The sequence below is a fragment of the Bombella mellum genome (genome assembly GCF_014048465.1).
GTDB lineage: Bacteria > Pseudomonadota > Alphaproteobacteria > Acetobacterales > Acetobacteraceae > Bombella > Bombella mellum.
In genome coordinates, this window is sequence record NZ_PDLY01000004.1 from 247,079 (window position 1) to 270,934 (window position 23,856).

Here is a 23,856-nt window from a genome sequence, read left to right on the forward strand (position 1 = left end):
AAAACATGCCTACCCTCTTTAATCAAAGGTTGATACCGGACTGGATCAGGACTGTTTATTAGAGAAACAGGATCAATCATCTTCCTTTTCCTGCAGTTGATACCTATCTTCCAAAATCAGATAGAAGGAAGGAGTCCTTTAGATGTCTGATAAGAACATCATCCGTACGACCGCAGGTGCACCGTGGGTCAGCAACCAGGACAGCAAGTCTGCCGGTCCCCGTGGCCCACTCCTGCTGGAGAACTACCAGCTGATCGAGAAGCTGGCTCACCAGAACCGTGAGCGTATTCCGGAACGTACCGTGCACGCCAAGGGCGTTGGTGCTCATGGAACGCTGACCATCACCAAGGACATCACGAAGTACAGCTGTGCGTCCATCTTCTCCGAGGTCGGCAAGAAGACGGACATGTTCCTGCGTGCTTCCACCGTGGCCGGTGAGCGTGGCGCTGCCGATGCCGAGCGTGACGTGCGTGGCTGGGCCCTGAAGTTCTACACGGATGACGGCAACTGGGACCTGGTGGGCAACAACACCCCGGTCTTCTTCATCCGTGATCCCATCAAGTTCCCGGACTTCATCCATACGCAGAAGCGTCATCCCCGCACCAACCTGCGTTCTGCCACGGCAGCCTGGGACTTCTGGTCCCTCAGCCCGGAGAGCCTGCATCAGGTGACGATCCTGATGTCCGACCGTGGCATTCCCAAGGGCATCCGCAACATGAACGGGTATGGCAGCCACACCTATTCGCTGTGGAATGCCAAGGGTGAGCGTTTCTGGGTGAAGTTCCACTTCAAGACCCAGCAGGGCCACGAGTTCTACACGAACGAGGAAGCCGCTGAGGTCGTGGCCAAGACCCGTGAATCCACCCAGGAAGACCTGTACGAGAACATCGAGAAGGGGAACTTCCCCAAATGGACGTTCTACATCCAGGTGATGGAAGAGGAAGAGGCCGAGCGCGTCAACTTCAACCCGTTTGACGTGACCAAGGTCTGGTCACACAAGGACTACCCGCTGATCGAAGTCGGTGAGCTGGAACTGAACCGCAACCCGGATGATTACTTCTCCGAGGTTGAGCAGGCTTCCTTCTCCCCGTCCAACATCGTGCCGGGCATCGGTTTCTCTCCGGACAAGATGCTTCAGGGCCGTATCTTCGCCTATGCGGATGCTCACCGCTACCGTGTCGGCACGCATTACGAGTCCCTGCCGATCAACCGTCCGAAGTTCAAGGTGAAGAACTATCATCTTGATGGTGCCATGCGCTTTGATGAGCCGAAGCGTGGCGATGGTGACTTCTACGAGCCGAACTCCTTCGGTGGTCCGGTCGAGGACAAGGCTGCGATGGAGCCGCCGCTGCGCGTGAGCGGGGATGCCACCTACTACGATCACCGTAGCGATGGTGACGACTTCGCACAGCCGCGGGCCCTGTATCATCTCTTTGATGATGCCCAGAAGCAGCGTCTGTACAACAACATTGCCGGTGCCATGGCTGGCGTGCCGCAGAACATCGTCGAGCGTCAGCTGGGTCTCTTCGAGAAGATCGACCCCGCCTATGCCGAAGGTGTCCGCAAGGCACTGAAGGGCTGAAGACCCTTCATTGATCCTCCCTTCCTGAAACTGGGGGGAGGATGAAGAAGGCCCTCAGGGAAAGCTTCTCCCTGAGGGCCTTTTTTCATGTCGGGCGAGGAAAAGAGGCCGACTGTTCAGCCGAGCCGTTTCACCGTGAAGGAACAGTCCTCCTGAAACATCAGGGTCATGGTCTCACCGGCCGGGAGCTGGCCCAGCTGTCTGATGATGCTCATGTTGCCGGCGAGGGGGATGGCCATGCTCTCCAGACAGACCCCATAGGGCATGTCCGGCAGGAAAACGGCTGGCTCAACCTTCGCGCCATCGTCAGTGCGAATCTCGGCCTGGCTACGGTCAAAAAGCATCACGAGGCCGAGAAAGCTTTCTCTGGTCAGGGGGATGAAATAGTCCCTTTCCGTCATTTTCGAAGAATTGAAAATGATCTCGTGCGCCTCCTGCCCAAGCCCCACCCAGTTTGGTCCGTCTTCCAGACAGCGCAGGGCCACGAGGTCCTGCATGGTGGGGTAGATGTCAATGTCCGGCAGGGGGAAGGGGAGAGAGGTCTGTTTCTGGAAATGGGCCCGGATGGGCAGGGCCTTGTAGCTTTTCTCTGGCAGGGGGGCATGCAGCTGAAGACTCAGCCCCGGCAGGGTGTGCGTGCTGAATGGCTGCCGGATGATCCTGTCCTGTAGGGTGTCATGGCCCAGTACCTGTCCCGTGGCATCCAGCAGCCAGATGGTCTGCGTTGTGGCTGCCGTCGGGGTGTGATGGGTCTTCATGATATGATGCTCCCTGCCAAGATCGCCTACAGGCTTATATGTTTCACGGGAAACATGCCAGACGGGAGGTGATCTTTTCAGGGCAGGGAGCCGTTCAGGTCATGGGGCGGTGTCGACCAGAACAATTTCCGTGTCGTCGTCCAAGGCTTCCAGCGTGATGGTGTCTTCATGGGCGATGGCGGCACCGCTGCGTGTGGAGACGGTCTGCCCGTTCAGAAGCAGGCTTCCCGTTGCAGGGACGAGGTATCCCAGCCGATCTTTGCCAAGACTGTATTGGGCTTTTTCTCCCCGTTGCAGGGTCAGTCCCAGAACACGAGCCTCGGTATGGATGGGCAGGGCTTCCGTATCCTCTGCGTAGCCGGAGGCCAGAACGGTGAAGTCTCCCGTCTGCCCGGTTTTGGGAAAGTGACGTGTCCCCCAGGAAGGAGCGTGGCCACCCCGTGTTGGAGTGATCCATATCTGGAATATCCGTGTCGGGATGTCTTCGTGGTTGTGTTCGCTATGAAAGATGCCTGTTCCTGCGGACATGACCTGAACGTCGCCTGTCTCGGTCCGGCCCATGTTGCCCAGACTGTCCCGGTGGGTGATGGCACCCTGCCGGACATAGGTGATGATTTCCATGTTCCGGTGGGGATGGGTGTCGAACCCGGTGCCGGGGGCGATGGTGTCATCGTTCCAGACACGCAGGCGGCCCCACCCCATGCGGTCATGGTCCATGTAATGGGCGAAAGAGAAGTGATGGCGGGCATCCAGCCAGCCGTGGTTGGCGTGGCCGAGTTTTTCGAATGGACGGATGTCAATCATGATGTGATGCTCCCGTTTGATGAAGATGGGAACAATGTAGGAAGGTAGAGGGATGCTTCATACAGAAACGGAAGAAAAGCATTGTTGCCATATTTTCATGTCACCCTCCTTTGTGAGATTCTGGGAAGACCGTTACAGGCAGGGCACCGGCATGATGCGTGATGGAATGATGAAGATATGAAAATGCCTGATTTTGAGGCGTGGGCCATTTTCGCCAAGGTGGCGGAGCATGGTTCATTTTCCCGGGCAGCGAAGGAGCTTCAGCTGTCCCCTCCGACAGTCTCAAAGGCAGTGAGCCGTCTGGAAGAATCTCTGGGCGTGGCCCTGTTCAGCCGCAACTCCCGCCACATGTCCATGACCCAGACGGGGCAGCTCGTGCTGGAGAGGGCCAACCGCATGTTTCTGGAGGCGGAAGCGGCGGAGAATGAGGTGAGGGGAGGACGGGTGCGGCCGTCCGGCCTCATCAGGATGACGGCTCCCACCACTTTTGGCCTCAGATATGTCTCCGCAGCCCTGCCGTCTTTTCTGGCGGCCTGTCCGGACATTGATATCGCCATCAGCTTCACGGACAGTTTCGTTGATCTGGTGTCGGAAGGGTACGATCTGGCCGTCAGGATTGCCACGCTGGGGGATTCGTCCCTCAAGGCCCGCAGGCTGTGTACGGTGCGGCGTCTTCTTGTGGCCTCGCCAGATTATCTGGCCCGTCAGGGGAATCCTGTCCATCCGAGGGAGCTGGAGAAGCAGAAGAGCTTCGTCTATTCCAACGGTTCATCCTGCGGCATCATCAGGCTGACGGAAAAGGCGACGGGGGCGGTCCATACACTGACGCAGACGGCACGGCTCCAGTCCGACAATGCTGAGGGTTTCCTGCCTGCCCTGGAGGCCGGGCTGGGATTTGGACTGATGCCGGATTTCATGGTGAGCGGGGCCATCCGGGAGGGGCGGCTGCGGGAGATGCTGCCGGGCTGGCAGGTGGAAGACATTGCCCTCTATCTCGTCACACCGGCGACAAAACTGCGGCCTCAGCGGGTCAGCCTGCTGATGGAGCATCTCATCCGGCAGTTCGGGGCTCCGCCGTGGCGTCTGCCTGACTGAACCGGATGCTGCAAAATCTGAAAGGCTTCCTTTCTGTATCTGGCCTGTTCAGAAGGAGGAAAAGCGGCCTACCCTTGGTCCAGGTTTCAGTCTTCCCTCATGGGGAGAGTCAGGAAAGGATCGCTGACATGTCCAGAATTCTCGTACTCTACTATTCCTCTTACGGTCACGTGGAGACCATGGCCCACAACATTGCGGAAGGCGTGCGGGCTGCCGGTGTTGAGGCCGTCGTGAAGCGCGTGCCGGAGCTGGTGCCGGAAGAGGCCGCAAAGGCCAATCACTTCAAGCTGGAACAGGAGGCTCCCGTTGCCTCTCCGGATGAACTGGTCGAGTATGATGGCATCATCGTCGGGGCACCGACCCGGTTCGGGCGTCTGCCTTCACAGATGGCCAATTTCTGGGACCAGACCGGTGGCCTCTGGGCCAAGGGAGCACTGATCGGCAAGGTGGGAGCCGTTTTCACCTCCACGGCGACCCAGCATGGTGGTCAGGAAACGACGCTCTATTCCCTGATGTCCAACCTGCTGCATCATGGCATGGTCATCAGCGGTCTGCCTTACAGCTTCCAGGGGCAGATGCGGAATGATGAGATTGTCGGCGGTGCCCCATACGGGGCCACGACGGTTGCCGGTGGTGACGGCTCCCGCCAGCCGAGTGAGACGGAGCTGGAGGGTGCCCGTTTCCTTGGTGAGCATGTGGCCGATCTGGTCAGGAAGCTGGCCTGAGGTTTTCACTTTCCGCCTGCCTGCGTGGAAGGAACAGAAGGAGGCCGGTTCCGGCCTCCTTTTTCATGTTTCATGTGGAACATGTCAGTCGATTGCAGGTCTGTGATGCTTCCCGACCAGAAGGCACTTCTTCATCACGCTGGACAGGATGGCGTCCTTCAGGGGGCGGAACCGTCCGTGTTCCGGCCCGATGGGATAGTTGCTCTTTCGGGGGAGTGTGCAGCCGTAGACACGGACAAGCAGCGTGAAATGGCTGAATATGTGTTTCACTTCTCCGCAGTCATCCCACTGTGCCTGCATGGGAGCGTGGCGGGAGATGGCCGTTTCCATCAGCTCGGCCGGGGATGGCGTGTTTTTTTCCTCCGACCATGGCGTGCCGGGGAGTTCGTCCGTCCCGCCAAGAAGGCCTTCTGGCGGGCGTGACCGGAGGAGGACATGCCCTTCCGGGTCAATGACACGGAAGAGGATGGCATGGCGGGTGGGGCGTGCCTTTTTCTTCTGTCGTGCGGGGAGAATTTCCGCCATGTTGCGGGCATTGGCAATGCAGCAGTCCCGCCACGGGCATGTCAGGCAGGAGGGCGAGCGGGGTGAGCAGAGGCTGGCCCCCAGATCGAACAGGGCCTGTGCAAAATCGGAGGGACGGGCTTGTGCTGCCGGATCATCGTTCAGATGGCTGGCAAGGCGGGTCAGAAGGGGACGGGCAGCGGGCAGCGGGTCCTCCACGGCATTGAGACGGGCCGTGATGCGCTCCACATTGCCATCGACCGGAACAGTCGGAACATTGAAGGCAATGGCGGCAATAGCCCGGGATGTATAGGCCCCGATGCCGGGGAGTGTCTGCAGCCCTCCGACCGTATCGGGAAAGGCCCCCAGCTTATGAACGGCCTGAGCACAGGCATGAAGATTCCGTGCCCGTGCGTAATAGCCCAGCCCGGCCCAGAGCTGGAGCACCTCTTCCTGCGGAGCTTCCGCCAGGGCATCAACTGTCGGAAAACGGGCCAGAAACCGCTGGTAATAGGGAATGACCGTCTGCACGACTGTCTGCTGGAGCATGATCTCGCTCAGCCAGACATGATACGGGTCCGCCTGCTGCCCGGGTGCGGCCCGCCAGGGCAGCGTGCGGCGATGACGGTCATACCAGTGAAGGAGAAGGGAGGAATCAGGTGTCACGTCGGTGTCTATGACGAAGAAACGGCATCGGGGCAAGAGGACATAAGGTTCTGGATCATCTCCATATGGTTATGTGATGATGGGGCAGGAGTTCGAGCAGGAAGCATGACGGGACAGGTCAGAGATGGCAGAAGATGACAGCATGAAGGGGCCGACCCGTTCCCCGGTTTCAGAGGGGAAAGGGAAACCGGAAGAAAAAGGCTGGACGGGACGCCGCCGGGGTACGGCCCGCATGATCGGAGCATTCCTGCCTGCGCTGACAAAACCCATTTTCCGCAAGAAATCGCCGCTCTATGTGCGTCTGCTCATGGAGTGGGACACGCTGGTCGGTCCGGCTCTGGCGGAGGTGAGCGAACCCTGCCGTCTGCGGCCCGGTGTGCTGACCATACGCTGCTGCGGCCCGGCTGCGGTGGAGATGCAGTATGCGGCCCCCCGCATTCTGGCCAACATCAACACGGCCTGCGGTCTTCATGGGGATGAGGCCCTGCATCACATCAAGCTGGTGCAGGACCGTCCTGTCCAGCGTAGACCGTCACCTCCTCCCCGGAACGTGTGGAAAGAGGCTGCTCCTGTTCCCGTGAGTGGCATCGAGGATGACGGACTGAAAGAGACGCTGGCCCGTCTGGGGGGACATATCCGTGCCAGAAGGCAGGGGACAAAAAAGGCCCGCCGTTTCTGAGAACGACGGGCCATGATCGTGCCGTCAGCCGGACACGAAAACGGAGTGTGACCGATCAGCCGCCCACGATGTCGGAAGCCTTGTAGCCCTGTGCGAAAAGGTGGACGCGCATCCCGGCAAAATTGACCTGCTGTTCGATCACCTGCCGGACATTCGGCTTGGCGTGATAGGCGATGCCAAGACCGGCCGCCTTGAGCATGGGGATGTCATTGGCACCGTCACCCGTTGTCAGGCTGGCGGAGAGCTTGACGCCACGTTCGGCGCAGATGGCTTCCAGATGCTCCTTCTTGGCATCGGGGCCGAGGATGTCACCGATCAGCTGGCCGGTGATGATGCCGTCCTTGATCTCAAGCTGGTTGCCGTAATGTTCGTCAAAGCCGAGCTTTCTGGCGGCCCGCTCGGTGAACCAGTCGAATCCGCCGGAGATCAGGGCCGTGCGGGCCCCGTTGGCCTTCATGGTCTGCACCAGTTCCTTGATGCCGTCCGTGAAGGGTAGATGCTCAAGAACGTCTTTCAGCAGGGATTCCGGATGTCCCTTCAGGCCGATGGTCCGCTTGCGGAGGGATTCATCGAATTCCATCTCGCCATTCATGGCACGCTTGGTGATTTCGGCCACATAGTCGCCCGTGCCGGTTGCCTTGGCCAGATCATCCAGTGTTTCGCCATCGAAGATGGTGCTGTCCATGTCGGACACGAGAACGGCTTTGCGACGGCCACGGGTCTTGGTGAGAATGGCATCGACCTTGTAGGGAGCAAGGGCGGCACGGATTGTTGCAGGCGTGGCATCACCGGGGCCGGGAGGCGGGCAGAAAATGTCGACGGCTTCACCCTCGGACAGGACGACCGGTGATTCACCTTTGACAAGATTGCGGGCAATGTCGATCGCCTCTTTGGGAAGGGTCCCGTGGCGGCGATTGGCAACAAGAGTCAGAACACAGGGAAGGGACATGACATCTCTCGCTAAAAGATCAGAAGATATGGCAGAATAAGGATATGAACTCTTCTGAAAACGCCCTCATTGTGGCGGGGCCGACCTGTTCGGGCAAGTCGGCTTTGGCTTTTCATTTGGCAGACCTGTATTGTGGTACGGTCATCAATGCGGATTCCATGCAGGTTTACAGGGACCTGCGCATCCTGACGGCCCGCCCCGGCGAGGAGGAGGAGGCCGCCCTTCCTCATCGTCTTTACGGTGTCCTGCCTGCGGCCCTGCCCGGTAGCGTGGCATGGTGGCGGGAGAAGGCCCTGGAGGAGATGGCGGCCTGCCGCCGGGCCGGGCGTCTGCCCATTCTCTGCGGTGGTACGGGCATGTATCTGCGTGCCCTGACGGATGGCCTCGTGGAAGTGCCTGACCCTGGGGATGAGGCCCGGCAGGAGGCTCGGACCCTGCTGGAGGCGATCGGCCCGGAGGCACTGCACGAAAAATTGATGCAGGCCGACCCGCAGACGGCCTCCCGCCTGCACCCGCAGGATTCCCAGCGCATCAGCCGGGCCTGGGAGGTTCTGGCAGGTACTGGCCGTGGGCTGTCCTCATGGCAGCAGGACAGGGCGCTTCCGGCAGCTCCATACCGTTTCATATCCCTGCGGCTTGACCCGCCCCGTGATGAGCTGAGGTCTTCCATTGTCCGGCGTTTCGATGACATGGTGGCAGCTGGAGCACTGGAGGAGGTGGCAGCCCTGCGGGAGCAGAACCTGCCCTCCAGCCTTCCTGCCATGCGTGCCCATGGCGTGCCGGAGCTGGGACAGGTGCTGGAAGGGCAGTGCAGCCTGGAGGAGGCCCGGCTGGCTGCCACCCGTGCCATTGGCCGGTATACCCGCAGGCAGGCAACATGGTTCCGCCATCATGCCCTGAGCCGGGACGGAGATGGCGAAATAATATTTCAAAGAACCGGCACAAAAGAGTTCTTTTCGAGTGAAAAAATACGTGAAATTGAATATTTTATATCATCCAGAATTGACGGGCCTGCTTCGGGACGATAGAGCAGAAGCGTTGCGTTAAACGGCGAAAGGACAGACGCCATGCCTGCCAGCAAGACGGTTCCCATGATGGCAACAGGTGCTGAAGTCATTCTACGTGTTCTTGAGGAAGAAGGCGTGGATGTCATTTTCGGCTACCCGGGCGGTGCGGTCCTTCCCATTTACGATGCCCTCTTCAGGCAGAAGAAGATACGGCACATTCTGGTCCGGCACGAGCAGGCGGCAACCCATGCGGCCGAGGCCTATGCCCGTTCCACCGGCAAGGTTGGTGTGGTGCTGGTGACGTCCGGCCCCGGTGCGACCAATGCCGTGACCGGCTTGATGGATGCGAAGATGGATTCCATCCCGCTGGTCTGTCTGGCCGGGCAGGTGCCCGTGCCGCTGATCGGCAAGGATGCGTTTCAGGAAGCGGACATGGTGAGCATCACCCGACCCGCTACCAAGAAGAGTGTTCAGGTGCGGGAGGCCGAGGCTCTGGCCCCGACAATGCGGGAATCTTTCGCTCTGGCCCGCTCCGGCCGTCCCGGCCCGGTTCTGGTGGACCTGCCCAAGAACATCACGGTGTCCGAGGCTCCCCTGCCGCCTCGTCCAGCGGAAGTGGCAGAGGAAAAGGCGGCTCCGGCTCTGGATGCTCAGGCGGTCAGTCAGGCCGTCGAGGCCATGAAGAAGGCCCGCAGGCCCCTGCTCTATGTCGGTGGTGGTGTCATCAACGCCGGGCCGGAGGCGGCGAAGCTGCTGCGCCAGCTGGCGGAGAAGACCGGTTTCCCCGTGACATCCACCCTGATGGGGCTGGGAGCCTATCCCTCCTCCAGTGATCATTTTCTGGGGATGCTGGGCATGCATGGTGCCGTGGAAGCCAACATGGCGGCCCATGACTGCGACGTGCTGGTTGCCCTGGGTGCCCGGTTTGATGACCGGGTGACGGGCCGTGTTGACGGGTTCTCGCCTCATTCCTTCAAGATACAGGCGGACATTGACCCCCGGGAATTCGGCAAGATCATCAAGGTTGACGTGGCCCTGAAGGGTGATCTGAAAGCCACGCTGCATGCCCTTCTGGAAGGCTGGGGGGATAGTGCGGCCCCGGACCTGTCCGGCTGGTGGCAGGAGATCGACCAGTGGCGGGCCGTCGATGGTTTCGGATTCGAGCAGGACAGGGCCGCCACGGCCACCATCAAGCCGCAATATGCCATCAGCCGCCTGTACGAGCAGGTGAAGGCCAGCGGGCGGAACTGTTTCGTCTCCACCGAGGTGGGGCAGCATCAGATGTGGGCCGCCCAGCATTTCGGGTTTGATGAGCCCAATCACTGGCTGACATCCGGTGGTCTGGGCACGATGGGCTATGGTCTGCCTGCTGCCGTGGGGGCACAGATCGCCCATCCTGACGGGCTGGTGATTGATATCGCCGGTGAGGCGTCCACCCTGATGAACATTCAGGAGTTGGGAACCATCGCCCAGTACCGCCTGCCGGTGAAAATCTTCATCCTGAACAACCAGTACATGGGCATGGTGCGGCAGTGGCAGGAGCTGGTGCATGATTCCCGCTATTCCCAGTCCTACAGCGCAGCCCTGCCGGACTTCGTGAAGCTGGCGGAATCGTTCGGCATCCGTGGTCTGCGGGTCGAGACGCTGGGCGGGCTGGATGAGGCCATCAAGACCATGCTGACCCATGAGGGACCGGTGCTGGTGGATGTGCATGTGGAGCAGGAAGAATGCTGCTTCCCGATGATCCCGTCCGGGGCCAGCCACGACCAGATGCTTCTGGGGCCGGGGCGTGTCTTCGGTGGGGCCGAGCTGACGGAAGAAGGCAAACGCCTCGTCTGAATGAAGTTTTACCGGCCAGCCCGTCCTGTCCGGGGCGGGAAGGCCGGATGAGTGTTTCATGTCCGGGGAGTGTCTCCCCATTCTGGTGCAGGATGACTGAAGGGCCTGTACCTGTCGTGAGGAAGGAAGAAAGTCATGCGTGTTTATTATGATCGTGATGCGGACATCAATCTGATCTGTGAAAAGAAGGTCGCCATCATCGGGTATGGCAGCCAGGGCCATGCCCATGCCAACAACCTGCGTGACAGCGGCGTGAAGGACATCGTCGTGGCACTGCGTCCGGAATCCAAGGCCAAGGCCAAGGCGGAAGCAGCGGGCTTCCGTGTCGTCACTCCGGCAGAGGCCGCAGCCTGGGCCGATGTCGTGATGATCCTGACGCCGGATGAAGGCCAGGCCGCCCTGTACAGGGAACAGCTGGCCCCGAACCTGAAGCCCGGCACGGCTCTGGTGTTCGCTCATGGTCTGGCCATCCATTTCCGTCTGATCGAGCCGACTCCCGAGATGGACGTGTTCCTGATCGCTCCGAAGGGCCCCGGTCATACCGTGCGTTCCGAATACCAGCGTGGCGGCGGCGTGCCCTGCCTGGTGGCCGTGCATCAGGATGCTTCCGGTCAGGCCAAGGATGTGGCTCTGGCCTATGCCTCCGCCGTTGGTGGTGGCCGTGCTGGCGTGATCGAGACGAGCTTCCGTGAGGAAGTGGAGACCGATCTGTTTGGTGAGCAGGCCGTGCTGTGCGGTGGCACGATCGAGCTGATCAAGGCCGGGTTCGAGACGCTGGTGGAAGCCGGTTACGCCCCGGAGATGGCCTATTTCGAGTGTCTGCACGAGATGAAGCTGATCGTGGACCTGCTGTATGAGGGCGGCATTTCCAACGTCAACTATTCCATCTCCAACACAGCCGAGTATGGCGAGTATGTCAGCGGGCCGCGCGTCGTGACCCCGGCCGCCAAGGAGGCCATGCGTGAGGTGCTGAAGGACATCCAGAATGGAACCTTCGTGCGCAACTTCATTCTGGAGAACCAGTCCGGTAATGTGGGCTTCAAGGCCTCCCGTGCCCGTGATGAACAGCACCAGATTGAAAAGGTTGGCGCAAAGCTGCGTGAAATGATGCCGTGGATCGCCAAGAACAAGCTGGTTGACAAGACCCGCAACTGAGGGCTGATGACTGGCTTTCATGAATGGGGAGGGTTTTCCTCCCCATTTTTTATTGTGGCTTCATTTGGGCATTTTCGGTTCATAAAGGCAGAATAGAGTTGCCTTGAGGGTTATATTCCCCTAGACGTCAAGCCTTCCGCTCCTTCATTGGGTGAGGATGCGGCAATCTGCTGGTTCAGGGGTACGTTATGGACGCACTTGCTCGACTGGGGATGGAATCGGACCTTCCGAGAGATATCCAGAACACAGAAGCAATCGATACGGTCTTTGAGGACTGTAAGGACTTTTTCATCAAGCGTGATGGGATCACCTACGCAGGGAACCATCTTCTCATCGATTTCTGGAATGCCAGAAATCTGGATGACCCCGATCAGATCGACGCCACTCTGAGGCGTGCTGCCGAGGCAGCCGGGGCGACCATTCTCCATGGTCATTTCCATCATTTCACGCCCAATGGCGGTGTGTCTGGTGTGCTGGTACTGGCCGAGAGCCACATCTCCATCCATACATGGCCTGAGCGTCATTTTGCCGCCGTTGACATTTTCATGTGCGGTGTGTGCGATCCCAACATGTCCGTCCCTGTCATGCAGGAGCTGTTCCAGGCGGGACGTGTGGAGATTGATGCTTTCAGACGTGGGCGTGTCAGCGAGACACGGCATACGGGCCGGTAAGCCGGATCAGGAAAGGTCGGGTTTTCCCCTCAATTTCCAAAAGATTCCAAGAATGTTCCTGTTCGCTGGTCAGCGTCCATGCTGGATGAGGGAGCGGGGGTAAGAAGCTGTGCATCATCCGTGCCCTTCCGTGGTGGGGCACGGCAGCCGCAGTTTCATGATGAAGAAAGGATGCCACCATGACGTCTGGCACGTCTTCCGGGGCCTGGTTCAACGAGGCCCTCTATCCCGACTGGGGTCAGCGTTTCAGTATCGTGAAAGAGCTGGCCCACAGGAAGTCCCCGTTTCAGGACATCCGCATTTTCGAGAGCAGCAGCCATGGCCGTGTGCTGGTGCTGGACGGTATCGTGCAGATCACGGAGCGGGATGAGTTCATCTATCAGGAGATGCTGGCTCATGTGCCGCTCTTCATGCATCCGAACCCAAAACGTGTTCTCATCATCGGGGCCGGTGATGGTGGTGTGCTGCGTCGTGTTCTCCAGCACAGGACGGTCGAGAAAGCCGTCATGGTGGAAATTGATGGTGACGTGATCGAACTCTCCAAGCAGCACCTGCCGATGTTTGGCAAGGATGCGTGGAATGACCTGAGGGCTGAGGTCATCGTTGGGGACGGGATCGATTACGTCAAGAAATCTGGTGATGCAGCCTTTGATGTCATCATCGTGGACAGCACGGACCCGATCGGTGTGGGTGATGTGCTTTTCACGGATGATTTTTACGAGAACTGCGCCCGCATCCTTTCGGATGAAGGGATCATCGTCAATCAGTGTGGCGTGCCGTTCCAGCAGGCGGACGAGCTGAGGGAGACAACCGCCCGCCGTGCGAAGTTCTTCCCGCATGTCACGGCCTATCTGGCTGCCGTGCCGACCTATGTCGGCGGGTTCATGACGCTGGGCATGGCCAAGAAGGGAGCACCGCCGCACCGTCCGGACGTGGCCGAGCTGGCCCGTCGTGCACAGGGCATTGCGGAAGGCTGCCAGTACTGGACGCCGGAGGTGCATGTTGCCTCTTTCAGCCTGCCTCCCTATATCGCCCAGAACCTCCCTCGTTCATGAGGGCCTAGAGAAGGATCCCCACCATGCGCCGGACTACAATCGCAGACTTCCAGACCATGAAGGATGAGGGTCGGCGGATCGCCATGCTCACGGTCTATGACTACGCTTCGGCCCTGATCGCCGAGCAGGCGGGTGTGCCGGCCATTCTGGTGGGAGATTCCCTGGGCATGGTCATGCAGGGGCGGGACACGACCCTGCCCGTGTGTGTTGAGGACATGATCTATCACGCCCGGATGGTCCGCCGGGGCAGCCACAAGGCTCTCATCGTGGTCGACCTGCCTTTCCTGTCCTATGCCACCGAGCAGGACGCCGTGGATGCGGCCCGCCGTGTGATGCAGGAGGGCGGCGGACAGGCCCTGAAGCTGGAAGGGGGCCGGGAGATCGCACCGGTCGTGCGTCGGCTGACGGAAATGGGCGTGCCCGTCATGGGGCATCTGGGTCTGACACCGCAGTCCCAGCATCAGATCGGCCTGCGGGCGCAGGCGAAGCAGGTCGAGGCCGCCCGTAAACTTCTGGATGATGCCCGTGCGCTGGAAGAGGCCGGGGCCTTCGGCATCGTGCTGGAGGTCATCCCGGCCGAACTGGCTGCTCTGGTGTCCAGGGCACTGACCATCCCGACCATCGGGATCGGGGCTGGCCCGGGCTGTGACGGGCAGGTGCAGGTCTGGCATGACGTGCTGGGTCTTTTTGAAGGCAAATCTCCTCGTCACGCCCATCGCTTTGCAGAGATCGGCCAGCAGATGGTCGGGGCCTTGTCCCATTATGTCCGTCAGGTTGAGGAAGGGTCTTTCCCGACACAGGCGCAGAGCGTGAGCATGAAGCCTGAGGTCCTGGCGGCTCTGGAGTCGAAGGACTGACCCGTTTCTGCCTCATCGGTGAGGTAGGGCGGTCGTGACACTGATCTGACCCGGATTGTCAGAGGGAAGCGAAGCTGGCAGAGTGACGGCTCCCCCTGTCCCTACAGGATGAATACAGAATGACGGATGAGACATTGAAGCCCAGCCCCCTTCAGGCTCTTCATGAGGAACTGAATGCCCGGATGGGGGGGTATGCAGGCTATGCCCTGCCAGAGAGTTACCCTTCCGGCATGGAGGTCGAGCATCTCCACACCCGCAGGCAGGCCGGGCTGTTCGACATTTCCTTCCTCGGGCAGGTGCGTGTCCGTGCCAAGGAGGGTGATCCTGCCGTTGCCGCCGAAGCCCTCGAGGCTCTCATGCCACTGGACATCCGGGGCCTCGCCCAGAACAGGGTCCGGTATGGCCTCCTGACGACCGATCATGGGGGCATCCGTGATGATCTCGCCATTTCCCGGCTGGGGGACGATTTCCTGCTGATGCTGAATGGTGAGAACCGGGAAGACAATGCGGATTATCTTGAGAATGCCCTTGGCGGGGAATGCAGGCTGATCCGGGAATTCGACCGGGCCATGCTGTCCCTTCAGGGGCCGTCCTCGGCCGGGGTGCTGGCCCGTGTTCTGGACCCCGCCGCCATCACGGGCATGAAGTATCGGGACAGTCTCGAACTGTCATGGGAAGGCGGCGTCATCATCGTGTCCCGCTTTGGTTATACGGGGATGGAAGGGTTCGACATCTCCATAGCGGCTGAACAGGCGGAAGTCTTCGCCCGCCGTCTCCTCGCTGAGGCCGAGGTTGAACCGGCCGGGCTGGAGACACGGAACAGCCTGAGGATGGAAGCCGGGCTGTGCCTGTATGGGGTCGACATCGACAGGACCACGTCTCCCGTGGAGGCTGCTCTCGTGGGCAGCATCGCTGCCTGCCGTCGTGCCGGAGGAGAACGGGCCGGTGGTTACCCCGGTGCCGAGACGATCGAGGGGCAGATGGAGCACGGGGTCTACCGCCAGCGTGTCGGTCTGCGCCCCGAGGAAGCTGTCCTGTTGTCCAGTGGGGTGGAGCTGTTCTCTGATGAGGCCAGGACGGATCAGGTGGGGCGTATCACGTCCGGCTGTTTCAGCCCGACGCTGCGGGCCATGATCGGCATGGGCTATGTCATGCCATCTCATGCGGCAGAAGGTACACGGCTTTTTGCCGTTGATGGCGAGGGACAGCCCCGTACCGTGGTCGTCACGCCCCTGCCATTCGTTCCCCAGACGGGCCACTGAGACGGCGTTTCATGATGAATGGAGCCTGATCTGCCACGGGGGTGCAGGTCAGGTGCCAGTTTTCCAGACAGGGCTTTACATGGCCCTGTTTTTTGTCGAGGCTCATGCTCATATTGAAGCTTGGACATGGCATGTCCGGTGACCTTCCCCTGCCGGGAGGCGTGACGGGAACGTGTCTTGTCAAAAGCCGTTTTTTTGCTCAGCGTGTTCACACCTGCTGAGCGTGGGAACTCGAGGAGAGTCGAGATGAGTGAGACCATCCATATCCTGGCACTGATTACCATTTCAGAGAGCAGGGCAGCCGAGCTTGAGAAGATGGTGCAGGTCTGTGCCGGACATTCGCTGAAAGAGAAGGCCTGTCAGCGTTACGAGATTTCCCGTGATGCCGAGAAGAAGGGCCGTTTCACGGTCAGTGAGATATGGGCCAGTCAGGCCGGTTTCGAGGAGCATCTGGCCAGCGACCATTTCGCCGCTCTGGCCAGCTACGCCAAGGAACATGATGCCGTGCTGGAGGTCATCCGCCAGCAGCCTCTGCACCCTGCCTCGTAAGCTGGAATTAGGGAGAATCACCAATGGCTGACTATCGTCTGGGAATTGATTTTGGCGGCACGAAGATAGAGATTCTTGCGCTGGACCGTGGTGGCAGGGAGGTGCTGCGTGAGCGCATCCCCAACCCGGGAGTGTATGACAAGGCCATCGAGGCCATCCGGGACCTCGTCCTGAAGGCGGAGGACCAGATCGGCTGCGTGCCGGCCCATCGCATCACGGGGACACAGCTGACATCCACGCTGGGCATCGGCATTCCGGGGTCCCTCTCTCCCGAGACGGGGCTTGTCCGCAACTCCAACGCCACATGGCTGAACAACAATCCCTTCAAGCGGGATGTGGAGGAGAGCCTAGGGCGGCCCGTGCGTGTCGAAAATGACGCCAACTGCTTCGCCCTGTCCGAGGCGGCCGATGGGGCTGGTGCGGGCTATTCGACCGTTCTCGGTGTGATCATCGGGACAGGCATGGGCGGTGGCATCGTGGCCAATGCCCGGGTGCTCTCCGGTCATCATCACATTGCCGGTGAGTGGGGGCATATTCCGCTGCCGTGGGCAAAGCAGGAAGACATGCCCATGCGGAAATGTTTCTGCGGCAATGAAGGCTGTCAGGAACGGTATCTCTGTGGTCCGGCTCTGGCTGCCGAGTGGAAGGGTGAAGGCAACCGCTCTCCGAACGGGATTGAGGAAGCTGCCCGCAACGGGGACGAGGCGGCCATCCGTGCACTGGACCTCTACATGGACCGCTTTGCCCGTGCCTGTGCCCAGGCTGTCAACTTCCTTGACCCTGACGTGATCGTGCTTGGGGGCGGTGTGTCCAATCTTCCCAGCATCTATGAGCGTGTGCCCAAGCTGCTGCCCCGCTATGTGATCACCTCCCCCTGCACGACACCGATCGTACAGAACCGTCATGGCGACAGCTCCGGCGTGCGTGGTGCCGCATGGCTGTGGGATGTGGCGGAGAGTGGTGCTCCCAAGGCCTCGAAGGCCTGAGCAGACCGTTCTTCCTGCGGTGATGAAAGGGCCTTTCCTGTTTGAGGGAAAGGCCCTTTTTCATGGCTGCATCAGACAGAAAAAAACCACCCGTCTTTCATGCAAGACGGGCGGTTTCCTGTCCGGCAGGGGCCGCCTGCTCCGGGGAGCAGGCAGGACCCGGAACGGTATCAGACGGAGTAGTACATCTCGAACTCGACCGGATGCGGCGTGTGTTCGAAGCGGTGCACTTCCTGCATCTTGAGCGTGATGTAGCTTTCGATCTGGTCCTTGGTGAAGACATCCCCTTCCAGCAGGAAGGCATGGTCGGTCTTCAGGGATTCCAGAGCCTCACGCAGGGAGCCGCAGACGGTCGGGATCATGTTCAGCTCTTCCGGCGGCAGCTCGTACAGGTCCTTGTCCATGGCTTCGCCCGGATGGATCTTGTTGCGGATGCCGTCCAGACCGGCCATCAGCATGGCACTGAAGGCGAGGTAGGGGTTGGCCGTCGGGTCGGGGAAGCGGACCTCGACACGCTTTGCTTTTGGGCTTGTGGCGTATGGAATGCGGCAGGAGGCCGAGCGGTTGGCAGAGGAGTAGGCCAGCAGCACGGGGGCTTCAAAGCCCGGAATCAGCCGCTTGTAGGAGTTGGTGGAAGGGTTGGTGAAGGCGTTCAGGGCCTTGGCGTGCTTGATGATGCCGCCGATGTAGTACAGGGCCTCATCGGAGAGATCGGCATAGCGTTTGCCGGCGAAGAGCGGCTTGCCATTCTTCCAGACGGACTGATGCACATGCATGCCGGTGCCGTTGTCCCCATAGATGGGCTTCGGCATGAAGGTGGCCGTCTTGCCGTAGGAGTGGGCGACGTTGTGCACGCAGTATTTGTAGATCTGCATGAAGTCGGCTGACTTCACCAGCGTGGCGAAGGCCGTGCCCAGCTCATGCTGGCTGCGGGCCACCTCGTGGTGATGCTTCTCGATCGGCAGGCCCATCTCGCCCATGGTGGCCAGCATCTCGGCACGGAGGTCATGCTCGCTGTCCACTGGCGGCACGGGGAAGTAGCCTCCCTTGCGGGCAGGGCGGTGGCCCATGTTGCCTTCCGGGTAGTCCTTCATGGCCGCTTCCGGCCCTTCGACGCTGTCGAGGTGGTAGGTGCCGTAATTCTCACCCGTGCCGAAGCGGACACTGTCGAAGATGAAGAATTCGGCTTCCGGTCCGAAGAAGGCCGTGTCACCCAGGCCGCTCTTCTTCAGGTAGGCTTCGGCCTGTTTGGCTGTCGCACGGGGGTCACGATTGTAATAGCCACCCGTTCTGGGGTCGATGATGTCACAGATCAGGATGAGCTGCGGGCGGGCGGAGAAGGGGTCAACCACGGCCGTTTCCGGGTCCGGCAGGAGGACCATGTCGGACTCGTTGATGGCCTTCCAGCCCTGGATGGAGGAGCCGTCAAACATGAAACCTTCGGTGAAGGTGTCTTCCTCGATGGTGCGGACAGTCTGCGTGGTGTGCTGCCATTTGCCCTTCGTGTCGGTGAAGCGGAGATCGACGAACTCGATGCCATGCTCTTCGATCAGCTCAAAAACGCGCTGGATGGCGGCTTTCTGAGGAGAAGGGCGTTGTGCGGAAGGAGAGGAAACTGCTTTTTTTGCCATGGCTGCGTGCCTCGCAATTTTTGGACTGATACCAAAACGATTAAGGGACAATTGACCGTCTGTCGAGTGCTTGCTCATAAACTTCATTTTATGAGACAGTGCCACCCCGGTTTCTTATAATTCCCGGTATCTGTACCGTACGGAAAGCTCTTCTGGTGGTCATGTCTGAGTCCTCCCTGACAAAAATCGCTGATTCCCTGTTTTTTCACGAGGCCCTGCCGTGGAGTCACGATGAGGTGAACCGGCAGCTCTCTCTCAGCCTGTCCGGCCTGGATGATGGCGAGCTGTTCCTGGAATATCGGGAAGAGGAAACGCTGGGGCTGGAGAATGGCCTGCTGCGGAATGTCGGGTTCAACCGTTCTTCAGGGTTTGGCCTGCGGGGCGTGACGGGCAGCCAGACCATTTTCGCCCATTCGGACATTCTGGGCATGGATGCCCTGAGGCGGGCGGCCGAAGGGCTGGGCAGCGTGGAGCGTACGGCTCTCGATCCCGATCAGAAACCTCGAACTCGTCCGGTCGAGGCCGGGGAGGCGGACCGGCGTGCCGCCCTTTATGGTGCGATGCATCCGTCGGAAGGCAGCGACTTTGCCAGACGGGCTGCCCTTCTGGGGGAAATTGATGCCTATGGTCGGGGGCTGGACCGTCGGGTCGTGCAGGTGAATGCGACACTCCATACGGAATGGCAGGTCGTGCGTATCCTGCGACCCTCCTTCCTCCAGAAGGAACAGGCCGGCCCGCTGGTGGACGTGCGGCCGCTGGTGCGGCTCGACATCTCCGTCGTGGTGGAACATGACGGGCGGAGGGAGAGTGGTCGTGCCGGACAGGGGGGACGGTATGTCCTGTCCCGTCTTCTGGACCCGGCCTGCTGGCAGGCCATGACGCAGGAGGCTCTTCGGCAGGCTCTGGTGAATCTGGAAGCCGTGGCGGCCCCGGCGGGAGACATGCCGGTCGTGCTGGGGGCTGGCTGGCCGGGCATTCTGCTGCATGAGGCCATCGGTCATGGGCTGGAGGGTGACTTCAACCGGAAGGGGACTTCCGTTTTTTCCGGCTGTGTTGGCAGGCGCATCGCTGCACCGGGTGTGACCGTGCTGGATGACGGGACGCTGCCGGAGCGTCGCGGGTCCCTGAACATGGATGATGAGGGTACACCCACCAGTCGGACCGTGCTGATTGAGGACGGGATATTGCAGGGCTACATGCAGGACCGGCTGAATGCCCGCCTGACAGCGGTGGCACCGACGGGGAATGGCCGCCGTCAGTCTTATGCCCATGCGCCGATGCCCCGCATGACCAATACCATCATGACCGGGGGGAGTTCGTCGGAGGAGGAGATGATCCGTTCCACGAAGAAGGGTCTCTATGCCCGCAATTTTGGTGGCGGGCAGGTCGACATCACGTCCGGCAAGTTCGTCTTCGCCGCTTCGGAAGCCTATCTGATCGAGGATGGCAGGATCACGGCACCGGTGCGTGGTGCCACCTTGATCGGCACCGGAGCGGCCGTGATGGAGCAGATCAGCATGATTGGTCCCACCATGGAGCTGGACCCCGGCATAGGGACATGCGGCAAGGCCGGGCAGGGCGTGCCGGTGGGCGTGGGCCAGCCTATGCTGAAGGTCAGCGGCCTGACGGTCGGTGGGACGGCTTCCTGAAGAATCATTGAGAAACAGAGGGTTGTTCTGTTTTTCCGTCTTCGGGCACGGATAGATAAAACAAATGGAATATGTTTCAGATATAAATAATTTTGCGGTTCGCTATTGCAAAATATCTTTTTGCTGTCGTAATATTTTTTATCGCAGCAATTGATGATGGTTCACCGTGATGAAGAAGTCCGTGCGTTACGCAGCCCTTCTGTCCAGCCTTTTTGCAGGTACTTATTATGGTGCTTCTGCAAAACTTTATGCCGCAGATGCCGCTGTTGCTGCTAACGCCGGGTCACAGACAGGTGCCGGGTCCACCGGGACGGTGGAAGGAACGGCACGCCCCGTAGCCGGTACGGCCACCCATGATGCTGCCGTCCAGCAGCCGGTCGTCTCCATTGCGGAGAAGCCGGCTCCCAAGCCTCTGCCGGAGCAGTGGTACACGGGGTCGCTTTATTCGCCATCACCGGCCCTGCCTGCCCCCGGGATGATTGCCGTGGAGCCGTATGTCGCTGCCGGACTGCCAGCAGGGGCGTTTGACTCAAACGGTCATCTCAACACGCGCAAGGGGGCGGGCGGGCAGCACTCCATCTCCCAGTTCTCGCTGGCGAAGTATGGCATCACGGACCATCTGTCCATCTACCTGCTGCCAACATACAGCTATAGCTGGGGCAACCATACCAAGCATTCCGGCCTGAAATTCAATGACCTGCCGGTGGAGTTCCAGTACCGGCTGACGCCGCATTATACGCCGTCCATCACGCTTTATTTCGGTGTGAACACGCCGACGGGTGATTACAAGAACCTGTCCAATGCTTCGGAAGGTGTCGGCCAGGGTGTCTGGGCCTTGCGTTATGGTGTGCACAGCCAGTTTGCCCTGCCGTTCTTCAGCCATGCGATGCGCGTGCGTCTCTGGGCACAGGTCCGTCATCCGGTTGCTAGCACGAAGCTGCGCAACATCACCAGCTACGGGACGGAAAAAGGCTTCACCGGGCGTGGTCATGCAGGCCCTTACGGGAATGAGGGTGGCTCGGTCGAGCTGGGCATCACCAAGAAGTGGGTGTTCGCACTGGACCTGTACCATACTTGGGCCACGTCCAGCTCGGTCAATGGCTATAATGTCTATTCCAGAAAATACATCAATTCACGCACTGGCTGGTCTGGTGCCTTCAATGTCGGGCCTGGCATCGAATATAACTGGACATCCAGTGTTGGCGGGATTGTCGGTGTGATCCTGCCCGTGGCCGGTCACAACACGTCCCGGTCCATTTCCCCGGAAGCCGCCGTGTTTGCCGTGTTCTGACAGAGCTGCCTGCCGTACAGGAAAAACCCCCGTCTGGTGTGCCGGACGGGGGTTTTTTCGTTTCAGCCCTGAGAGAGGAAAAAGGCCCTGAAAATGCTCTTCAGGATGAAGGGAATGCCATACTGGATGGCCAGCAGAAGGATGAGGGGAGAAAAATCCATCATGCCCGTGGGGGGCAGGATGTTACGGATTGGCTGGAGCACAGGCTCCACCAGTCTGGCCAGGATTTCAGCAAGGCTCTGTATGAACCGGTTGGACTGGGGATTCACGACACCAAAGCTGATGGCCATGGTGATCAGACAGTAGGCGAGGATGATCCATGTATAGATGTCCAGAATGACCATGAGAAGGTTTGTTATCTGGAGATAGACAAGGGCTGCATGCATGGGCGGGTATCCTTCCCTGAGGGCGTGAGAAGAGGCAGACCGACACATGTAACAATCTTCCATGCGGCTGGCGAGTTTTATCGCATCCCCGGCCTGTCATCTTGACAGGCCCTGCCGGGCATGATGTTCTGGGTGGCATAGATCATGGGGCTATAGCTCAGTTGGGAGAGCGCCTCGTTCGCAATGAGGAGGTCAGGGGTTCGATTCCCCTTAGCTCCACCATGATTTTTCGTCAGCCTGTCTGGAGAAGCGTCAGTCGGCCACCCTGTGGAGGGCCCTGCTTCTTTCTATCTCCTCAAGCTGCTTCATGTAGCGTTCCATGACTTCAGCCTTGTTGCTGTTCCCCCAGAAATGGACGAAGCCTTTCTTTGAATAAGGGTCGAACGGGTCATTGGAGATGAAGTTCGCATATCTGGTCAGGATCGTATAATTGACCAGCCCAAGCTTGACCGCCATGTAGTTGAAGACTTCCTGATCGGCCCAGTGGCAGAAGTTTCGCCCATATTTCGTGCCGACATTCCGTATGGTCCTGCGGACCAGCTTAATGAAATCGTACGTTTCGGGATTTTCCGTATTGGGAAATATGATGGTGCCGCCATTCAGGCCTACGGCATAGGTGCCGACGGACAGGCCATCCAGCTGGATCAGGCTGGACCCGACGGAAGGCTGTGTCCTGAGGGGGGACTGTTTCTCAAAGGGAGCGCATATTTCCTCGGAAAGGAGGGCGTCCTTCAGTATCACGTTCAGGTCGTTGTCGAAAATGATGTCAGGGTCAAGATAGAGAAGCGGCTGATGGCCTCTGTAGATGGGCTTGTCCAGAATGTAATATTTTGAGCAGACATAGCCGACAAAATCAGAGGGATGCAGCGTGTCCGTGTCGAGGAAGTCGGTGTCGTATTCTCCGCAAAGCTCCTGGATGTAGGCGAGGCTCCTGTCCGTCATGACAATGATCTTGCCGGTATAATTGCCGAACCGGCGGATGGATGAGACGCAGAGTTTCAGCTGGTTCAGGACGTCATCGCTGGAAAAGGCCGTGATGTAGATGACGGGGGAATAGAGAAGGAACACTTCCGGTTTCCAGTTCTCATGAAATAGGATCGTCCGGTATTTCCCGAAATCGTTCACCTGCTGGGAGCGGATGTCGATCATGAATCCGCCAATCCGTATCAGGAAGTCGTCAAGATACTGGATGTGTTCAACGTCCAGCATGTCCCCTGTCCGTTTGGATATCCACTGGTTGCTTGTGAGATGGTCCAGTCGTTCGATGAAATCATCATCAATGAAGATGAAGGTTTCCCAGGAAGACACGGCGTCTCTGGAGAATCTGAAGGTATGGGCTTCACTGCACAGGTACTGCCCCTGCTCATTTCTGAGGGAATAGCCTGAGCAGTCTTTTTCGTAAGTTATGGTGACGGAACCAAGATGCCTGATGGTCTTCTGGAAACTTTTGATCCGGGTTTCCGGGAAAAAATAAATGTCTTCTTCGTTCGTGAGATGGTCCTGTATGCCATAGACACTGACGACATCAGCCCGATTGATGTTGAACAGTGACCGGCCATAGAAACCCCGTTCCGCATTCCAATGGATAACCTTCGAACGGAAGTCGAGAATATACATGAACAGGCCTGATGAAATGTGAAGACATTCTTTACAAGGATAGTTCAGGCATTACTGCATCGCAAATTTTTAATTAACACGGCCTGATGAATGATTAATATTATATTAAATTCTGTGTCCCTGTTTCCCATGGTCCTGC

At 59.3% G+C, this 23,856-nt stretch carries 23 protein-coding genes and 1 tRNA gene; 17 read left to right on the forward strand and 7 right to left on the reverse strand.

Annotated features, from left to right (window positions below; all coding sequences use genetic code 11):
- The first annotated feature begins 142 nt into the window (after positions 1–142).
- Positions 143–1,582: a catalase gene (locus CPA56_RS07645; protein WP_182041394.1), complete on the forward strand. Its 1,440-nt coding sequence runs from the start codon at positions 143–145 to the stop codon at positions 1,580–1,582.
- A 116-nt stretch (positions 1,583–1,698) separates the two neighbouring features.
- Here the strand turns inward: CPA56_RS07645 and CPA56_RS07650 are convergent, their stop codons facing one another.
- Positions 1,699–2,340 (reverse strand): hypothetical protein, encoded by a 642-nt coding sequence (locus CPA56_RS07650; protein WP_182041395.1) that lies wholly within the window; start codon positions 2,338–2,340, stop codon positions 1,699–1,701.
- Between the two features lie 99 nt (positions 2,341–2,439).
- Positions 2,440–3,144, reverse strand: a complete 705-nt coding sequence (locus tag CPA56_RS07655; protein WP_182041396.1) for a pirin family protein — start codon at positions 3,142–3,144, stop codon at positions 2,440–2,442.
- A 177-nt stretch (positions 3,145–3,321) separates the two neighbouring features.
- Here CPA56_RS07655 and CPA56_RS07660 point away from each other — a divergent pair, with 177 nt between their 5' ends.
- Both CPA56_RS07660 and wrbA read left to right on the forward strand, forming a co-directional pair.
- Entirely contained in the window at positions 3,322–4,239 is a 918-nt protein-coding gene (locus tag CPA56_RS07660) for a LysR family transcriptional regulator (RefSeq protein ID WP_182041397.1), read from the forward strand.
- Between the two features lie 128 nt (positions 4,240–4,367).
- Complete coding sequence (wrbA, locus tag CPA56_RS07665) at positions 4,368–4,964, forward strand: NAD(P)H:quinone oxidoreductase (RefSeq protein WP_182041398.1); 597 nt, start codon at positions 4,368–4,370, stop codon at positions 4,962–4,964.
- Between the two features lie 84 nt (positions 4,965–5,048).
- Here the strand turns inward: wrbA and CPA56_RS07670 are convergent, their stop codons facing one another.
- On the reverse strand, positions 5,049–6,134 hold the full coding sequence (locus tag CPA56_RS07670; protein WP_182041399.1) for an A/G-specific adenine glycosylase: 1,086 nt from the start codon (positions 6,132–6,134) through the stop codon (positions 5,049–5,051).
- Between the two features lie 124 nt (positions 6,135–6,258).
- Here CPA56_RS07670 and CPA56_RS07675 point away from each other — a divergent pair, with 124 nt between their 5' ends.
- Positions 6,259–6,813: a DciA family protein gene (locus tag CPA56_RS07675; RefSeq protein ID WP_182041400.1), complete on the forward strand. Its 555-nt coding sequence runs from the start codon at positions 6,259–6,261 to the stop codon at positions 6,811–6,813.
- A gap of 55 nt (positions 6,814–6,868) precedes the next feature.
- Here the strand turns inward: CPA56_RS07675 and serB are convergent, their stop codons facing one another.
- Positions 6,869–7,762 carry a phosphoserine phosphatase SerB gene (gene serB / locus CPA56_RS07680; RefSeq protein ID WP_182041401.1) on the reverse strand — a complete coding sequence of 298 codons (894 nt, stop codon included), beginning with the start codon at positions 7,760–7,762 and terminating at the stop codon, positions 6,869–6,871.
- 44 nt (positions 7,763–7,806) lie between these two features.
- Here serB and miaA point away from each other — a divergent pair, with 44 nt between their 5' ends.
- The 9 genes from miaA to CPA56_RS07725 all read left to right on the forward strand — a co-directional run bounded on the left by miaA (position 7,807) and on the right by CPA56_RS07725 (position 17,143).
- Positions 7,807–8,790: a tRNA (adenosine(37)-N6)-dimethylallyltransferase MiaA gene (gene miaA / locus CPA56_RS07685; protein ID WP_182041402.1), complete on the forward strand. Its 984-nt coding sequence runs from the start codon at positions 7,807–7,809 to the stop codon at positions 8,788–8,790.
- Positions 8,791–8,829: 39 nt separating this feature from the next.
- On the forward strand, positions 8,830–10,608 hold the full coding sequence (gene ilvB / locus CPA56_RS07690) for a biosynthetic-type acetolactate synthase large subunit (protein ID WP_182041403.1): 1,779 nt from the start codon (positions 8,830–8,832) through the stop codon (positions 10,606–10,608).
- 135 nt (positions 10,609–10,743) lie between these two features.
- Positions 10,744–11,763: a ketol-acid reductoisomerase gene (gene ilvC, locus CPA56_RS07695; protein WP_182041404.1), complete on the forward strand. Its 1,020-nt coding sequence runs from the start codon at positions 10,744–10,746 to the stop codon at positions 11,761–11,763.
- Positions 11,764–11,951: 188 nt separating this feature from the next.
- Positions 11,952–12,434: an adenosylmethionine decarboxylase gene (gene speD, locus CPA56_RS07700; RefSeq protein WP_182041405.1), complete on the forward strand. Its 483-nt coding sequence runs from the start codon at positions 11,952–11,954 to the stop codon at positions 12,432–12,434.
- A gap of 179 nt (positions 12,435–12,613) precedes the next feature.
- On the forward strand, positions 12,614–13,489 hold the full coding sequence (speE, locus tag CPA56_RS07705; protein WP_182041406.1) for a polyamine aminopropyltransferase: 876 nt from the start codon (positions 12,614–12,616) through the stop codon (positions 13,487–13,489).
- Between the two features lie 23 nt (positions 13,490–13,512).
- A complete protein-coding gene (gene panB / locus CPA56_RS07710) occupies positions 13,513–14,346 on the forward strand; it encodes a 3-methyl-2-oxobutanoate hydroxymethyltransferase (RefSeq protein ID WP_182041407.1) in 834 nt (277 codons plus the stop codon).
- Positions 14,347–14,465: 119 nt separating this feature from the next.
- On the forward strand, positions 14,466–15,608 hold the full coding sequence (locus CPA56_RS07715; protein ID WP_182041408.1) for a glycine cleavage T C-terminal barrel domain-containing protein: 1,143 nt from the start codon (positions 14,466–14,468) through the stop codon (positions 15,606–15,608).
- 246 nt (positions 15,609–15,854) lie between these two features.
- Entirely contained in the window at positions 15,855–16,157 is a 303-nt protein-coding gene (locus CPA56_RS07720; RefSeq protein ID WP_182041409.1) for a putative quinol monooxygenase, read from the forward strand.
- A 23-nt stretch (positions 16,158–16,180) separates the two neighbouring features.
- Positions 16,181–17,143, forward strand: a complete 963-nt coding sequence (locus tag CPA56_RS07725) for an ROK family protein (RefSeq protein ID WP_182041410.1) — start codon at positions 16,181–16,183, stop codon at positions 17,141–17,143.
- Positions 17,144–17,313: 170 nt separating this feature from the next.
- Here the strand turns inward: CPA56_RS07725 and glnA are convergent, their stop codons facing one another.
- Entirely contained in the window at positions 17,314–18,774 is a 1,461-nt protein-coding gene (glnA, locus tag CPA56_RS07730) for a type I glutamate--ammonia ligase (RefSeq protein WP_182041411.1), read from the reverse strand.
- A 161-nt stretch (positions 18,775–18,935) separates the two neighbouring features.
- Between glnA and tldD the strand changes: the two genes are divergently transcribed.
- Both tldD and CPA56_RS07740 read left to right on the forward strand, forming a co-directional pair.
- Positions 18,936–20,423: a metalloprotease TldD gene (gene tldD / locus CPA56_RS07735; RefSeq protein ID WP_182041412.1), complete on the forward strand. Its 1,488-nt coding sequence runs from the start codon at positions 18,936–18,938 to the stop codon at positions 20,421–20,423.
- Between the two features lie 169 nt (positions 20,424–20,592).
- On the forward strand, positions 20,593–21,714 hold the full coding sequence (locus CPA56_RS07740) for a hypothetical protein (RefSeq protein ID WP_407645669.1): 1,122 nt from the start codon (positions 20,593–20,595) through the stop codon (positions 21,712–21,714).
- A gap of 62 nt (positions 21,715–21,776) precedes the next feature.
- Here the strand turns inward: CPA56_RS07740 and CPA56_RS07745 are convergent, their stop codons facing one another.
- Positions 21,777–22,100, reverse strand: a complete 324-nt coding sequence (locus CPA56_RS07745; RefSeq protein WP_229707523.1) for a YggT family protein — start codon at positions 22,098–22,100, stop codon at positions 21,777–21,779.
- A gap of 146 nt (positions 22,101–22,246) precedes the next feature.
- On the opposite strand from CPA56_RS07745, the gene CPA56_RS07750 reads away from it, so the two are divergent.
- Positions 22,247–22,322, forward strand: a tRNA-Ala gene (locus CPA56_RS07750).
- A gap of 30 nt (positions 22,323–22,352) precedes the next feature.
- Here the strand turns inward: CPA56_RS07750 and CPA56_RS07755 are convergent.
- Positions 22,353–23,408 (reverse strand): hypothetical protein, encoded by a 1,056-nt coding sequence (locus tag CPA56_RS07755; RefSeq protein ID WP_182041414.1) that lies wholly within the window; start codon positions 23,406–23,408, stop codon positions 22,353–22,355.
- Positions 23,409–23,522: 114 nt separating this feature from the next.
- Between CPA56_RS07755 and CPA56_RS09530 the strand changes: the two genes are divergently transcribed.
- Complete coding sequence (locus CPA56_RS09530; protein ID WP_268235091.1) at positions 23,523–23,651, forward strand: hypothetical protein; 129 nt, start codon at positions 23,523–23,525, stop codon at positions 23,649–23,651.
- The last annotated feature ends 205 nt before the right edge of the window (positions 23,652–23,856 follow it).